The 16209-nt window shown below is 60.0% G+C and carries 12 protein-coding genes; 1 reads left to right on the forward strand and 11 read right to left on the reverse strand.

Annotated elements, in window-relative coordinates:
• Positions 1-49: 49 nt before the first annotated feature.
• The 10 genes from J3D46_RS19700 to J3D46_RS19745 all read right to left on the reverse strand — a co-directional run bounded on the left by J3D46_RS19700 (position 50) and on the right by J3D46_RS19745 (position 11327).
• On the reverse strand, positions 50-1006 hold the full coding sequence (locus tag J3D46_RS19700) for a glycosyltransferase family 2 protein (RefSeq protein ID WP_089595595.1): 957 nt from the start codon (positions 1004-1006) through the stop codon (positions 50-52).
• Between the two features lie 3 nt (positions 1007-1009).
• Positions 1010-1495 (reverse strand): GtrA family protein, encoded by a 486-nt coding sequence (locus J3D46_RS19705; RefSeq protein ID WP_231338155.1) that lies wholly within the window; start codon positions 1493-1495, stop codon positions 1010-1012.
• Between the two features lie 2 nt (positions 1496-1497).
• Positions 1498-3606 carry a DUF6541 family protein gene (locus J3D46_RS19710; RefSeq protein ID WP_231338128.1) on the reverse strand — a complete coding sequence of 703 codons (2109 nt, stop codon included), beginning with the start codon at positions 3604-3606 and terminating at the stop codon, positions 1498-1500.
• A gap of 72 nt (positions 3607-3678) precedes the next feature.
• Positions 3679-4410, reverse strand: a complete 732-nt coding sequence (locus J3D46_RS19715) for an ABC transporter ATP-binding protein (protein ID WP_231338098.1) — start codon at positions 4408-4410, stop codon at positions 3679-3681.
• Positions 4411-5268 (reverse strand): ABC transporter permease, encoded by an 858-nt coding sequence (locus tag J3D46_RS19720; protein ID WP_231338022.1) that lies wholly within the window; start codon positions 5266-5268, stop codon positions 4411-4413. It lies immediately after the preceding gene.
• A 2-nt stretch (positions 5269-5270) separates the two neighbouring features.
• On the reverse strand, positions 5271-7268 hold the full coding sequence (locus J3D46_RS19725; RefSeq protein WP_231338020.1) for a glycosyltransferase: 1998 nt from the start codon (positions 7266-7268) through the stop codon (positions 5271-5273).
• On the reverse strand, positions 7265-8449 hold the full coding sequence (gene glf / locus J3D46_RS19730; RefSeq protein ID WP_231338018.1) for a UDP-galactopyranose mutase: 1185 nt from the start codon (positions 8447-8449) through the stop codon (positions 7265-7267). The genes J3D46_RS19725 and glf overlap by 4 nt, the downstream gene beginning before the upstream one ends.
• 186 nt (positions 8450-8635) lie before the next feature.
• Positions 8636-9622 (reverse strand): Gfo/Idh/MocA family protein, encoded by a 987-nt coding sequence (locus J3D46_RS19735; protein ID WP_231338016.1) that lies wholly within the window; start codon positions 9620-9622, stop codon positions 8636-8638.
• On the reverse strand, positions 9622-10713 hold the full coding sequence (locus J3D46_RS19740; RefSeq protein WP_231338014.1) for a DegT/DnrJ/EryC1/StrS aminotransferase family protein: 1092 nt from the start codon (positions 10711-10713) through the stop codon (positions 9622-9624). Before J3D46_RS19740 ends, J3D46_RS19735 begins: the two co-directional genes overlap by 1 nt.
• Complete coding sequence (locus J3D46_RS19745) at positions 10710-11327, reverse strand: acyltransferase (protein ID WP_374110844.1); 618 nt, start codon at positions 11325-11327, stop codon at positions 10710-10712. The genes J3D46_RS19740 and J3D46_RS19745 overlap by 4 nt, the downstream gene beginning before the upstream one ends.
• 195 nt (positions 11328-11522) lie before the next feature.
• Between J3D46_RS19745 and J3D46_RS19750 the strand changes: the two genes are divergently transcribed.
• Positions 11523-15665, forward strand: a complete 4143-nt coding sequence (locus tag J3D46_RS19750; protein WP_253468562.1) for an FtsK/SpoIIIE domain-containing protein — start codon at positions 11523-11525, stop codon at positions 15663-15665.
• Between the two features lie 18 nt (positions 15666-15683).
• Here the strand turns inward: J3D46_RS19750 and J3D46_RS19755 are convergent, their stop codons facing one another.
• Positions 15684-16058, reverse strand: a complete 375-nt coding sequence (locus tag J3D46_RS19755; protein WP_231338011.1) for a hypothetical protein — start codon at positions 16056-16058, stop codon at positions 15684-15686.
• Between the last annotated feature and the right edge of the window lie 151 nt (positions 16059-16209).

Raw genomic sequence — 16209 nt, forward strand, 5'->3', positions numbered from 1 at the left:
TCCGGACGCTCGGCGTCCGGACCCTCCCCGTTTTAACTTTCAGGAGATCCTAAGTGCGTTCCTTCATGGGATGCATGGTGGGCCTGTTCGGACTCGCCTGGATATCCAACTGCAGGGATACCAGGAGCATCTGCACGCCCAGGACAAAAGGCACCACAGCCAACATCACCGACCCGGCCGTCGGAGATCCCACGCTTGCCGCGAGGACCCAGATTCCAGCCACAAGGCCCATGACGATGAGGGCAATGCCGGCGATCAGCAAGAGGGCAACAGCGGAGAAGGACCACACCATGTACTTCCACCACACACGGCGCCAGAAGCCGCCAAAGAGCATGGCAAGGAGTTCGGGAATGACCTTCCGCAATTTGATGCTGGAGACTTCGTTGCCATAGACCGCAGGAATCGGCACATCCACGATCGGAACATCAAGAATATTGAGGTGGATCAGGAGGTCGTTTTCGAAGCTGTAGCGCGCTGCCACTTTGTTCATTGGAAGGCGGCGGAGGACCTCGGTGCGGATGGCGGTGTAGCCGTTCTGCGGATCGAAGATGTGCCAGTAGCCGGAGGCAAGCTTGGTCATGAAGGACAACACGATGTTGCCGAAAATGCGGTAGCCGGGCATTCCTGCAAACGACTCTCCCGAGAAGAACCGGTTGGCCTTGGCGAAGCCATAGCCATCTACCACGGGATCAAGAAGTTGGGGAAGGTAGTCGGGATCCATCTGGGCATCGCCTGCCATGACCACGTTGATGTCGGCACCCAGTTCCATGGCTGCTTTGTGGGCCGTCAGGACGGCACCTCCCACGCCCTGGTTGACTTCGTGCCGAATCAAGGTGACGCGACCGTCGTCGGCGCGGCGTGCGGCTCCCGACGTGTCGTCCGGGCTGCAGTCATCAACAATGACGATGTCATCAACAAAATCAGGCATCGTCTCGATGACCTGGGCGATGTGGTTTTCTTCTTTGTAGGCCGGTACTACCGCGGCAATTCGAACGCCTCGATACATCGATTATCCTTCGCTGCTGTTTGGTGTGAGTTTCTGTGTTGGCGTGTCGGTGCCCGACTGGCCATCTAACTGTTCGCTGCCGCTGTTCGATTGCTTCTTCTGAGGAAAGACCCAGTGCTTGTAAATGAAGTAGTTCCACCCCATGGTCACGATCGTCGCAACCACTTTACCCACTACGTAGCCGGCACCAATGAACTCGAAAAGCTCAACAATGCCCATCACAGCCAGCGTATTGAAAACCAGGAGGCCTGAATACCGAAGCACTCCCCCGAGGGCCGTTCCGCCACCGTTGAAGGCAAAATGGCGCTGCAGGAAGTAGTTGAAGAAGAAGCTGCCCCAGAAGCCTGCACCGGTGGCCAGCCACAGCGGCCAGCCAAAGACCTGGAAGCACAGGGCCAGGAGACCAAGGTCCAGCAGGAAGCTCAAGCCTCCGATGAGCAGGAACTTGAACAAGCTGGATGCCAGGAACTTGGAGATAAATGCCTTCATGATCAGCAGATCCTTCCTAGCGGTGCAATGCCGTCCGGATTCCGGTTTTCAAGAATCCCTGATACGCCGTCAAGCTGCAGACGGTCCTTCGCCGAGGCATCGAATGCCTCCTTGCCACCAGGCAACTGGGACCAGTCGATCTTGTACAGGGCGGCGTTTCCTTCACGCACCACGAGCTGGAGGTATGGAATGGAATCAGGCTGCGTGAGCCCCGCCTTGGGCTCATCCCATGCCCTGATCCTGCCGTCGGCAATGTAGACCCATTCGATGCCCAATTCAGCGGCCGCGTCGCGTACCTGCGGATCCGTTGCAAGTTCAGGGAGCTTTTGGAGGACGAGCAACTGACGGTTTGTCGGAAGAATCTCGAAATGGCGGATCATCGGCATGCGGTTGCCCAGTGCGTACATCCATACCGAACCATCGCATGAGTCGTTCAGCACGGTGGCGTCCGCCGGCACGTACTGGTCGATCTTGCTGAGAAGCCCAACTTCTGATGCACTCAGCGTTGCGCCATCAACCTTGGTATTGATGTTGATCCGCTCGGCGTTCTGCTTGAAGTAGGGGATGGCGGCAATACCACTCACCAGGAGCACGGCCGCAGCTGCCGCAGCAGTCACTACATGGCTGGGCCTGTGGCCGGCGTGAGATCCATCCGGGGCGGATTTCCCCGACCTGCTGCGTATCTTTGCGACCAACCACGCGATGGCTTCGGCCAACTGCGCCACTCCCAAGCCTGCGAGCGGTACAAGGAGCATTACGAGGATGCCGAAGATACGCCACTGGTCGTCGTAGAACGGAGCCGTCAACGTCATGAATCTAGGGTTGTCGGTACCCATTGTGTAGACCGACAGGAATGCGAAGGCCAACACAGGACCGAAATACCACCACATGCGGATCCTGAGGATCATGGCCAAACAGCCCAGTGCCACGAGGGCGGTCAGGATCGGCATAGCCATCGAACCATGGTTCAGGAAAATGATGTTTTGGATGGCTCCGTTGCGATCGGTGTCCGCTGCCCACACCTGCTTGGAAACGCGCTCGGATTCCTTCAGCATCTGGGCGATGATCGGCCAGCCGAGGACCACCGCGAGGACACCTGAGACGGCGAGGTATACCGTAATGCCGAGAATCCTGCCCTTTCGGCGGATCAACGCCGAAAGCAACCAGAAGAGAAGTACGGGAAGTACAACGAAGGCCAGCGAGGGATGGACGGCGATAAGTCCTACTGCCCCGAACGCGATGCCGGGGACCCAGAACTTCTGCCGTTCCACCGCTCCCTTCACTGCCAGCAGAGCGAATGGACCTACCAGCAGCATGCCGGCAAAGAACGGAATCAGCGGGCCACGCCACAGGAGGTCATAAGGGTAGACCGTAAACCAGCCGGCAACGGCCGCAGCCGCAGCCACGGCGATCGGGCGGCGAGTGACCAGCATCGTCAGTGCCATGGTGCTCAACGGCAGTTGAACTGCCATCATCACCAGGACAAAGACGTTAAGGAACACGGGGATGCTGACACCGCTCATCGGCCAGAACAGCGACAGCACGGCGTGGAAGGCAATCGGGTAGCTCCGGATGGGAGCTTCAGGAATATTGGTGTCGTAGTAGGCGAAGTTGCCCGCGATACTCGGATCCCACTCGTGGTTCACCGAGATCAACCGGATCATGTTGGCGTGCCACGGGATATCCCAGTCCTGATTGATCCCCTGGAGGCCTTCAGTTCCAACAATCCATGAGACAGCGGCTACCGCACCGCCTGCGATCAGTCCTGCAAGGAGTATCCACCAGGAGCCTGCAAACCGATGCTTGCCAAATATCGCCGGTTTGGCCGCGGACCCGAACTTATCCGGGAAATAGCGGCGCAATGTGATGCGCAGGGCGAACAGGAGTGCAGAGAGAACCAGCAGGACAGCCGTCACTGGAAGCAGCTGCCAGCTGAGTCCCAGCGCATTTCCCATCACGCCGATCACGGTCAATACGCCCATTCCGAGCAATGGTGCCACGACGGGCAGCAGAACCCGGCGAACGCCCAAGGCTTCCCCCAAGATCCAGCCCGGGCCCCACCACAACACAACGATCAGGAGTACACACAACAGCAGCGGGCCGATACCCATTCCTACGATCGCCTTTCTTAGATGCTTCCACTAGCCATCCGTTGACAGACGACTCTTTGCAATTGACTGCGGTTAGTTGCGTTCCCGCAGCCACGCCACAGCTTGGTCCGCCGGACCCTCGAACTGGACCGTGCCGGAGGACAACACCACTCCCCTGTCGCAAATCCGCGAAATCATGTCAAGGTCGTGGCTGACAACCACCAGGGTGCGGCCTTCGTCGGAGAGTTGCTTGATTTTGGCAAGGCACTTCCTCTGGAAGGGCTCGTCACCCACCGCCAGGATCTCGTCCACGAGGAAAATATCGGGTTGGGTATGGACGGCCACCGCAAAAGCAAGCCGGAGGAACATTCCCGAAGAGTAGAACTTCACCTCAGTATCAATGAACTGTTCGATCTCGGAGAAGGCAACGATGTCGTCGAACTTGTCCTGGATCTCCTGCTCAGTCATCCCAAGGATGGCTGCGTTGAGGTAGACGTTTTCACGCCCGGACAGATCCGGGTGGAACCCGGCTCCCACCTCGATCAAACCTGCAACCCTGCCCTTGGTACGCACGGTGCCTTCGTCGGGCAGGATGACACCCGAGATCAGCTTCAGCAAGGTGGACTTGCCGGAGCCGTTGAAGCCCAGCAATGCCACTGTCTCCCCCGGCTGGATCTCAAAGCTCACGTCATGGAGCGCATCGAACTTCTTGGTGAGGTCCCCTTTTCGCCCTTTGGCGAGCCAAACGAGGGTTTCCTTCATGGAGTGCGAGTGACGGAGGTTGAATGTTTTCTTCAGGCCCTTGACGATTACTGCGGCGCCCATTTAGACCTCCTGCGCAAAGTGGCCCTCGAGCCGTCGGAAGACGATCTGGCCAATAACAAGGAACAGTGCTGCCATGCCGAGGCCTATGAAGCCCGTCACCAAGAGATGCGGGGGCAATTCGACGGGCTGGTCGACCGTCGGATACCAGAAGGCCCAATGGAATAGCTCCACGGCAACGGTGATGGGGTTGAGCTGGTAGATCGTGAGAACCCAGGGCGCTGCCAACCGGCGGATCATCGTCCAGTCATAGAGGACCGGCGAAGTCCACGTCACGATCATCATCAACATATCGACGATGTTCTCGGCGTCCCGGAAGAACACATTGACGGCACCGGCCAACAGGCCGAGGCCGGTTGCCGTGACGGCCACAATGACAAAGCCAAGAAGGGCGCCAAATAACTGCATGACATCCGGATGCCACCCACTCAGCAGGGCCGCGGCCAGCAGAACAATCAATTGCGGAAGGAAGTGGACCGCAGCGACCCAGACGGAGGCTACGGGGAACAGTTCACGCGGAAGATAGATCTTTTTGACCAGTGCCGCGTTCGACACGATCGACCTTGTGGCATTCGAAAATGCTTCGGAGAAGAAGTTGATGACAATGACGCCGGAGAACATGTACAGGGCGTAGTTGGGAATTTGGTCCCCGACGCGCAGAACGATGCCCAAGGCGAAAAACAACACGACGTACTGGACGAGCGGCTTGACGTACGACCATGCCAGACCCAGTACCGAACCGCGGTAGCGGACACGAAGTTCTTTGCGGACAATCAGTTTGAGGAGGTACCGCCGCCGGTACACGTCCAGCAGTCCGGCGCCCACCCCCGGAACAGCATAAGTATCAGTGGAGTTCGACATCGCTACTTGCTGGGCTCCGACGCTTCAAAAGTTTCCCGCCAGGATTCCATGGAAGTGATCTCTGGAAGGGCTTCGCGATACTGGGCCCGCAAGGTCTCCCAGTTGGAGAAGAGCTGGGCGTGCAGTTTTGCCGATTCCACCACGAGCTGGCGGGCCAGCTTGGGGTCACGCAAGTGCCACGACGCTCCCGTTCCATCCGCATTGGAGACGACCGCACTGTCCAGGTGCGCAAGGCTCCACCATTTGCCGTCCTGGTGCGCCACCTGTGCCTCGGGGTTCTCCTTGGCGGAGTCACGCACGGGGGCTAGCGTTTGCTTCAGGACAGTCTTTACGGCCCACGGCAGCAAGCCCAAAGCTCCGGGCTGCTTGTAGGACTGCGGCTTCTTGGGGGGACGCTTCCGGAAGACCTCCGGGAAGGCCCCGGGATCCGTCTTGACCTGTGAGTCCTGGAATTCTTCGCGCATTGCACGGAGTTTAGGCATCGTGGTGGGCAACTGTTGGTGCAGGTTGCCCGGACCCTCAAGGACATCCCGCAGGGCCATGATCCGCGCCTGCTCCGGGTAGTACTGCATGGACACCAAGTGCTTGACGTCCGTGTTCAGGCTTTCGCGCAGGATGCGTCCGCCCTTGGGGAACGGCGAGTGCAGGAGAGTCGCGATAAGCCTGTTGCGCTCGTGGTAGTAGGCCTGCCAGTCAACAGAGTCGTCCTTGTCGGCCCAGGAGACGTGCCAGACTGCCGCCCCGGGAAGAGTGACCGTCGGGAACCCGGCTGCACGGGCGCGCAGTGAATACTCTGCGTCATCCCACTTGATGAAGACGGGCAGGGAAAGGCCGATGGTTTCCACCACGGTCTTGGGGATGAGGCACATCCACCAACCGTTATAGTCGGCATCCCAACGCCTGTGCAGCTGAGGGGTGGACCGCAACCCTGCAGCAGAGAAGTCGTGGTTGCCAAGGCCTTCGACCGGTCCCCACAGGAAGCGGTAGAAGTTGACGACTTCCGAGTAGGCGTGGAGGACAGACTTGTTGTACATGTCAAACATATGTCCGCCGACGATGGTTGGCTTGCGGCAGAGATCAGCGAACGCCACTGCACGCATGACGCCCTCTGTCTCAAGCTCAATATCGTCATCCAACAGCATGACGTAATCGCTCTTGTCGGAAACGACCATCTCGTACATGTTGCGGGCGAAGCCGCCCGAGCCGCCCAGATTACCCTGGTTGATAACGCGCAGCTGGTCACCCATCGACTCAGCGACTGCATCAAACCCGGCCTCGTCGGCAACCTTTTTGTTGCCTTGGTCGACGATGATCAACTCCGCGAGGATCTCCCTCAGCCCAGCGTCAGCGTCAATCGACTTGATGGTTTCGAGGCAGTAGTCCGCGCGGTTGAATGTCGTTACCCCGAGCGTGACCCGTCCTTGTGAGCGGCCTTCGTCCGGAACTGCCCAGTGTGCGCCCTTGAGGGTCATGCCATCGCCGCCGGCGATCAGATCGAACCAGTACCAGCCGCCGTCGCCAAACGGCGCAAGGGTCAACTCGAAGTCGTTACTGGCTGCGCCTTCGACGAGGATGGAATCCACACGCTGTGAGGCGCCACGGGCGTTGGAGCGGTAAACAATGACCGTCCCCTCGCCTTCGGTGTCAAGGTGCAGGACTGTCTTCGTGGCGACGGTCCATTTCCGCCAATAGCTTGCCGGGAAAGCGTTGAAGTACGATCCAAAGGAAAGTCGTTCTCCACGACGAACCTGCACGGAACCCCGGTCCAGGATGTCTTCCGGATGGAGTTTCCGCGCCATGCCAACTGCCTGGACTACGGTGCTGCTTTCGCCATCTTCCTTCTTCACCTTGCTGGTGTCAGGGTCGACGTACAGCGGAAGGGTGTCAAGGTCACGGTTTGCAGGGAACACCACACGCTGAACGATGCGGAGGTTTTCTTTAGCCGGTGCGTCCGTGGTTGTCATCGCCGTCTTCTGACTTTCGTTTGTAGTAGCCGTCATGCGTCCACTCCCCCGCTTTCAAGCTTGGCGCCGCCAGTGAAGTGCGGCTTGATCTTGTTGTCGTACATGGACAAGGCGGAGCCAATGGCCATGTGCATGTCGAGGTACTTGTACGTGCCCAGGCGACCGCCGAACAGGACAGACTTCTCGTCGCGTGCGAGGTCGCGATAGGCCAGCAGCTTCTGGCGGTCATCAGAGGTATTGACCGGGTAGTACGGCTCGTCGCCTTTTTCGGCAAAGCGCGAGAACTCCCGCATGATGACCGTCGCGTCCTTGGTGTAGTCCCGCTCGGGGTGGAAGTGGCGGAATTCATGGATTCGCGTGTAGGCCGCGTCTTCGTCCGGGTAGTTCATGACGGAACAACCCTGGAAGTCCTCAATGGGGAGGACTTCTTCTTCAAGGTCGATGGTTCGCCACGACAGGTCACCCTCGGCATAGTCGAAGTAACGATCCACCGGGCCTGTGTAGATGACTGGCACCTGACCGAGGACTGATGACCTGCCGAACTCGCCGTCGTCGAAGAAATCCGTGTTCAGGACGACTTCAATGTTCGGGTGATCGGCCATACGCTCAATCCAGGCGGTGTAGCCGTCAACCGGGAGCCCTTCGTAGGTGTCATTGAAGTACCGGTTGTCATAGTTGTAACGCACGGGAAGCCGCGAAATAATTTCAGCCGGCAGGTCCTTGGGATCCGTCTGCCACTGCTTGCCCGTGTAGTGCTTGATGAAGGCTTCGTACAAGGGGCGGCCAATCAGCTGGATGCCCTTGTCATTGAGGTTCTGCGGATCAGTTCCAGCCAACTCGCCGGCCTGTTCGGCAATAAGTGCCTTCGCCTCCGTTGGGCTCATGGCCGAGCGGAAGAACTGGTTGATGGTGCCCAGGTTGATGGGCATGGGGTAAACCTCGCCCTTATGGCTGGTGTAAACCTTGTGCTGGTAGCTGGTGAACTTGGTGAAGCGGTTCACATAATCCCAGACGCGTTCATTCGACGTGTGGAAGAGGTGCGCGCCGTAGCGGTGTACCTCGATTCCTGTCTGGGCCTCATTCTCGCTGTAGGCGTTTCCTCCAATATGGTGGCGGCGATCAAGCACCGCGACCTTCAGCCCCAACTCGGTAGCGGCGCGTTCTGCAATGGTCAGGCCAAAGAAACCCGAGCCGACGACGACGAGATCAGCGTTCACAAACTCTCCTGTGTATTGGCGTGCGGGCACAGAAATGCCCACGTCTACTGGTCAAGGCTACCCGACATGACGAGGGTTCCCCGTATCCGGGGCGGCACACGGTGGTGATGGGCGGCGTCGGGAAACGGCAAAGGGAGACTGGCCGGCGGCCAGCCTCCCCTCGGTGCCTTGCTTTATGTGGATGGCTCAGAGAGCGATGACTGAGCCGGATTTTGCCGAAGCCAAAACGGCCTCCGCAACCCGCAGAGTCTCAAGCCCCTCTGCCATCGTGACGATGTTCAGTGACTTTCCGAGAACTGCATCACGGAAGGCCTCATGCTCCATTTTGAGGGGTTCGCGCTTCGCCAGCGCGAAGCGGGTCGAGGATCCCTCGGAAACGCCCCGGAAGGCTGCAACCGAATCCCAGTCCGTCTGGAACGTCCCGTTCTCCACGAACGTAAGGTCGGCGGAAATGGTATCGGCGATGAACGCCCCGCGTTCGCCAAGAACCACCGTAGTGCGTTCCTTCATGGGCGATAGCCAGTTGACGATGTGGTTTGTCACGACCCCACTCTTGAGATGGCCAATAGCCGTAACCATGTCTTCGTGCTCGCGTCCGCTGCGGGAGGTGGTGTGGGCCACGACGTTGATGAAATTGCTCTGGGCCAGCCACGCCGTGAGGTCGATGTCATGGGTTGCCAGGTCCTTGACCACGCCTACGTCTGCGATGCGGGCCGGGAACGGTCCTTGCCTTCTCGTGCTGATTTGGTAGACCTCACCCAGGTCGCCGTTCTCCAAACGGTCCCGGAGGCTCTGCAGAGAAGGGTTGAACCGTTCAATGTGCCCGACAGCACCGATAAGTCCTTTGGATTCAAAGGCTTCGGCAATGCGACGGCCGGACTCGGAGTCGTTCGCGATCGGCTTTTCAACGAGGCAGTGCACACCGGCCTCGGCCAGCTGAAGTGCCACTTCTTCGTGCAGGATGGTAGGCACGGCCGCTACGGCCATGTCTATTCCCTGCGCAATGAGCTCCTCGACCGTGTTGAACACTGTCAGGCCGTCGGCAACGTTGTGGGGGTCCCCGAAAGAATCGGCGACGGCGACCAGGTCAACGCCCTCCAGTTCACGGATGACGCGGGCGTGGTGGCGACCCATCATGCCCAGTCCAATAAGGCCGGCGCGCAGATTCGCCACTAGCTGCCTGCCTTGGCAACGGCGTTGACAGCGGCAACAATCCGGTCAAGGTCGTCCTGGCTGAGGGACGGGTGCACCGGGAGCGACAGCACGCTTGCTGCTGCTTCTTCAGTGACGGGGAGGTCATCCGAGGTCTGGAAAGGCGCAAGCCGGTGGTTGGGGATGGGGTAGTAAACGCCGCACCCAACGTTGTACTCCTCGCGGAGGGCCTTCGCAAACCCGTCACGGTCCTCGGCAATGCGAATCGTGTACTGGTGGTAAACGTGCTCGTAGCCTTCGGCGACCTTGGGGGTCACGACACCTTCGATGTTTGCATCAAAGAATGCTGCGTTTTCCTGACGGGTCTTCGTCCAACCATTGACTTTGGTGAGCTGAACGCGGCCGATGGCAGCGTGGATGTTTGTCATGCGGCAGTTGAAACCGACCAGTTCATTTTCGTACTGGCGTTCCATGCCTTGGTTGCGGAGCAGCCTCAGTCGACGTTCAACATCCGCCAGACCAGTGCTGACCATGCCGCCTTCGCCTGACGTCATGTTCTTCGTGGGGTAAAGGCTGAACATAGCGAAGTCGCCGAATGTACCCACCTTGCGCCCGTTGACGGCTGCACCATGAGCTTGGGCCGCGTCTTCGAAAACCTTGACACCGTGCTTAGCGGCGAGTGCACCGATGGCGTCAACATTAAACGGGTGCCCATAAAGGTGTACGGGCATGATGGCAGCGGTGCGATCCGTGATTTTCGCCTCGACCGAAGCCGGGTCCAGCGTGTAGTGGTCCGGGTCCACATCGGCGAAAACAGGAGTGGCACCAGTCAGCGCTACCGAGTTTGCGGTCGCAGCAAACGTGAATGACGGGACGATGACCTCGTCCCCAGCCCCAATGCCCGCTGCCAAAAGGCCCAGGTGCAAACCGGAAGTGCCGGAGTTAACGGCAACGGCTGCCCTGCCATCGAGGAGGACCTGCGAAAACTCCTGCTCAAAGGACGCCACCTCCGAGCCCTGGGCGAGTTGGCCCGAGGCCAGCACGGCATCGACGGCCCTGCGCTCTTCATCGCCGATGATGGGTTTGGCCGGGGGAATGAATTCGGGGCTCATGCCTCTACCTCTCGAAGGGTCTCGTTCTGTTCAACATACGTTGCGCCGGTTTCCGGACATACCCAGTTCTCACCGCTGCGCTGCAGCGGGAAACCAGCTTTGCCGACCCAACCGTGGCGCTTGGCCGGAACTCCGACCATCAGGGCAAAATCAGGGACATCCTTGGCCACGACGGCTCCGGCGGCAACTGTGGCCCACCGACCAATGGTTACTGGAGCGACGCAGACGGCACGGGCACCGATTGATGCACCTTCACGAATAGTGACGCCTACCGGCTCCCAATCGTGAGCGCTCTTCAAGCTGCCATCCGGGCTGACCGCACGGGGGTAGGTGTCGTTTGTCAGCACTACGGCCGGGCCGATGAAAACTCCGGCTTCAAGTACCGCGGGCTCGTAGACAAGTGCATAGTTCTGGACCTTGCAGTTGTCCCCCATCTTGACCCCAGTGCCGATATAGGCACCCCGTCCTACGATGCAATTGACGCCCAATTCGGCCTGCTCGCGGACTTGGGCCAGATGCCAAATCTTTGATCCATCACCAATTACCGCCTTGTCTGAAACATCGGCGCTCTCCGCAACCACTATCACCGGTGAAGGTCCTTCCTCATTGAGCACACGCGACAACGAGATTCATCTTAGCCGAGACACCATGCCCCAGCGTCAAGCTCACCAGCGTAGTGGCCCAGCCCGGGTTGTCCACATACGCCGCACCGGGTGCTGCGGTCCCGGCTCCAAGCCCATAACGTCGGCCGTAGTGTTCAGGCCAGCGAGGGTCAAGACCACCCATTGATGAGGCGGGAGAGGGAAGCAATGACATTGGAGTGCACATTGGTACGCGGCCCCGTTGCCGCGGAGCCCCCCACTCCGGAGGAACTAACCATCGCGGTTCCTGCCGGCACGTCCGGCGCCCATCTTGAATCCATTCTCATGCGCGAACGTGGAACTGGCAGGTTATTCGTCAAGGGACAGGATCTATCCACCCTTACGGTTGGCATACCGCCCCTGGTGTCAGGCGTTGTCATAGTGGATGGCACCGTGCAGAAGCGCGACTTTGGACCGGAGTGCATGTCTTTGATACTTCTTACCCACTCCGGCCCCAGCGCAGGTAAGGTCTTCCGGATTCAACGCGGCCGGTTCCGATTAGGCAGGGGTCCGGTCGATCTCTCGGTACCAGATCCGGGCATGTCCCGGGAGCACGCCGTCCTGGAGGTATCCAGCACCTCCCTCACTTTAACGGACGTCGAGGCTGCCAACCCGGTCCTCGTGGATGAACAGCCCATCCGCCACATGTCAGTTACCTCCGAATCAACGATCCGGTGCGGCAACTCCACGTTCACAGTCTCCGCCGAAAGCGGTCCACTTCTGGATATTTCAACCAATGCCGGCCGCTCCGTGGAAGAGGCCCTGGAGGTATCGCATGCGGGAAAATCCGGAAACCGTGCGGCCGTGATCCTGACGGCGGGGCTGCCCTTGATTGCCGGGATCGGACTGGCTGTTGCCACGGGGATGTGGATGTACTTGGGTTTCACAGCCATCTCGGCAGTAAGCCTCCTTGTCCCATTCCTCACTGGCCGCAAAAGCCGACGGGAGTGCAGACTCGCTGTAGCGCGCGCGGCGCGGGAAGATGCTGACCGGCGCCGTCGGTGCTCGCCGTCTGCCGCAGAGCTGGTGCTTGCTGCGCATGGTAGGTCCGGGGCCTTAGGCAGGCCGATTGCTGAAACAGCCCAGGAGCCGGCTGTTTCAGCAGCACTGCTGGGTTCATCATCACAATCAGGAGGTGAGCCGTCAGGGGTATGGATCCGGCTCGGCACAGCGGAAGAGTCGGCGAACATCCGATTGGCTCCCGATGATCCCCTGTTCAGTCCGCCAACAATCGGCTTTGTGCCAGTGACGTTGGATCCACGGCATGCTGAGGTAACTCTGCGGGGGCCGAACAGTCACGTGGACGCCGTGCTCCGTTTCATGGTGATGCAGCTTGCCGCATACCCCTGCGCGGCAGAGTCCGCTGTCATTTTTCTTGGACGCCTCGGGAGGCTGCCCATGAGCGCCAGATTCCTGCCTGAAGTGATTCTTACGACCAATCCTGAGGCCGCTCTCGCTGCCCTTGACCACCTGAAAAACAGCCCGGACGGCCGGCTGATCGTGCTGGACCATCCGGGCTGTCAAGACGACGTCCTTACCGCCGTCGTCAATTCAGCTCGTCTGGCAGGGTGGCAAGTAGTGCGTTGCGGGACATCGGCCGAACGGGCTGGACCCCTCGTCGAAATTTCGCAGTCCGGGACAACGGGCTATTTGGAGTTTGGCGGCGAGCGCCGGACTTTCGTTCCGGATCTGGTCCCTGAGGGAGTCTTCGACGCATTCTGCCGAAATCTGGCGTCGATACCCCGCCCTGACAGTGCCGGCATCGGCCGTAATGTTCCTCTCCGATGCTCCCTGACCGATCTGCTTCCACTCGGACCACGAAGGATCCTCCTTCGTTGGGAACAGACCGCAATGCTGGACGGACTTTCGGCTGTGCTGGGCCAGGGCCCGGGAGGGTGGGTTGGATTTGATTTAAAACTCGACGGTCCCCACCTGCTGGTTGCCGGGACCACCGGATCCGGAAAGTCGGAACTTCTCAGGACGCTCGTCGCTTCAATAGCGCTGAGCTATTCTCCCGCCCATACAACGTTCCTGTTTTTTGATTTCAAAGGCGGTTCAGGGCTGCGGCCACTTTCCGGACTGCCACACTGTGTCGGCCTCCTGACGGACCTCGGCAGGCACCATCTGGATCGTGCGTTGGCTTCCCTTCGCGGAGAGGTCAGGCATCGCGAGGAACTGTTCGCAGCGGCAGGTGTCACGGATCTAACCCAATATCGCCACGCCGCTTCGGACGAGTTTCCTCCCATCCCGCATCTTGTGTTGGTGATCGACGAATTCCGCATGCTGATAGACCAGGCCCCCGGCGCTCTTAGTGAACTCATGAGAGTCGCTGCCATCGGCCGCTCCCTTGGCATTCATCTGGTGATGGCCACGCAAAGGCCACAAGGAGCCCTGACCGCAGATATCCGGGCAAACGTCACCTCAAGTATCGCCCTTCGAGTGCAATCGGAGACTGAGTCCGTGGACATCATCAATTCCAAGGCCGCTGCCTCGATACGTGCGGACACGCCGGGGCGGGCATACCTGGCACGGGCTTCGGGCAGGCCGGAAGAATTCCAGACTGCGTCCCTGGCCATTTCCAGCGATTCCACGGCACCCGAGGGGCGGGGGGAAATCTCGCGGGATCTTGTCCGTTCGGCCGGGGATGCCCTGCACCGCCGCTCCGAGGCGCAATCGGTGTCAAACCGCCAAAGTGGCCTTTCCGATGCTGGTGTCCAACAGCTCACGGCTGCCGTCCTGGATGCATGGGGTCGGGTGGGCAGCCCCCTCCCGAGACATCCTGTAGCTGTGCCACTGCCCTCGCTGATCCGATGGCATGAGGAGCTTCCAGGCTCGGATGAATCCCCACAACCAGCCACACTTTGGGCAGTAGGGCCGTTGGCCTTGATTGACAGACCGGCCCGCCAAATCGTGGAGCCTCTGCTGTGGCTGCCGGCCGAGCACGGCCATCTGGCAATGATCGGCAGTCCCTCAGGGGGAATGCACAACTGCTTCAGAGCCGTCTCTGCCATGTTGGCAATACACGGGCCTCAACCACACATGTACATCCTGGATGGGGCCGGGATACTGGGCGACTTCGATGGCTGGGAAGGAGTCGGCGCCAAGGCGGGGCTGCACGAGTTGCCTCTCGCGGTCAGTGTCCTGAGGCGCCTGTCAGAGGAAATGGACCATCGGCGAAGAGCCAATGAAGCCACCCGGACCAAACCACTGGCGTTAATGATCACGGGGTGGTGCTCGTGGGCAACCGCGTTCCGGTCCGGACCTTCAGCGTGGGCAGAGGGTGTCCTGCAGGATATCGTGAGGGACGGCTGCCCCTTGGGCATCACAGTGTTGATTTGTGGCGACCGGGAACTGGTCAGCTCACGCTTTTTTGCGGCGATACAGAGTCGTGCCTATTTCCCTCTCGGGTCCACGGAAGAATCGAGGTTCCACTGGCCGCGCCTTCCGGACGTGGAACCACTTCCGGGCCGCGCCATAACCACGGGCAGCTTCGTCGGAGGAGAGCTCACCGTCACACATTTTCGTGAAGCTCCGGACATAGGAAGTTGGCCGTTCGCGAACATCACGTCATCGGAACCTCCGTTCCGCCTAAGGCCCCTCCCGGGTCGCCTCAGCGAACACGAATTCCGCGACCGGCTGGAGACGTTCGAGGCTCAGCGGATGCGTGCAGGTCAGGGTTCCGCATCGTGGTCCGATCAACGTGGCGCCACAAGCGGGCCGGGCCATCCTGAAGGCAGCTCGGGGGCGCAACTCTGGGTCGGCGTTGGAGGTGACGAAGCCATCCCTCTGTCGTTGCCCCTCCGTTTACACGCTGTCACCGTTATCCTCGGAAGCCCTCTCTCCGGGAAGAGCTCAACGCTGGCCTCCCTCCACAACCTAAATCCCTCTGTTCCATGGGTCTTCCCAACCGTTGGAACTTCCCCTGCCCCGTTTTGGGCGTCAGTCGCACGAAAGGCAGCCGAAGGAGGCCTGAACCCCAACAGCATTCTGCTGGTAGACGACGCTGACTCTTTGGACAAGCAAGGCCGCCAGGCTCTCGCCAGCTTGGTGGAAGGCGTCCGCGGCGTCGTCCTGACGGCCACTCCAGGGCCTGCACTGGTCCAGCAACTGCCACTTGTCCGGGAAGTGCAAACCTGGCGCACGGGTTTGGTCCTGGCACCGCGAACACCCCACGATGGCGAACTCCTTGGTGTCCGTCTTGAAGTCGACCGGACAGCCCACGCTGGTCGCGGCTATCTCGTGAACGGAGCTGATGTGCAACCGTTTCAAGGAGTGCTGGGAACGGGCTTTCCGCCCCAGGTGCAAGCATGATTCGCCAGCGCAGTTGCCTTAGAGGACCCCGGGCGTACCGCCTGTGCGTGATGCGTAAGCAATAACGTCCTTGTGGAAGAGGAAGACGATCGCCGCAATTGCAGGGACGACCATCGCGAGGCCCTGCAGTACCAGCCCGGCGGTCATAGTGGGGAACCCAATGGTTAGGACAAACAGCTGGGCCACCAGCGCCGCCGCCCGCGTCCATCGATATCCGCGGAACAGGAAATGGCCCACTGCGAACAACCACGCCGAGAAAGCCAGGAGGAGCCCCAGAGTAAAGACAGCTCCCCAAAAAGTCAGCACCGGCGCCCCGGTGAGGAGTTCGAACGCGTACCACGCGGCGGCACCTAGGAGAGCGAGGGCTTCCAACAGGACTACGGCGGAAATCACGAGGACGCCCCGGGGTCGGTGACTGCCGCCCGGGCCGCTGGTTTTGTGGTGCGCCTGCACATCTGAATCGTCCCTAGGCTCCGGTCCGGAGGCGGGTTGGGCGGGGTTTACGGGAGGTCTTGACACACTGGCACACTACCGGACATAGTCG

This window comes from Paenarthrobacter sp. A20, assembly GCF_024168825.1.
In the GTDB taxonomy this organism is placed as follows: domain Bacteria; phylum Actinomycetota; class Actinomycetes; order Actinomycetales; family Micrococcaceae; genus Arthrobacter.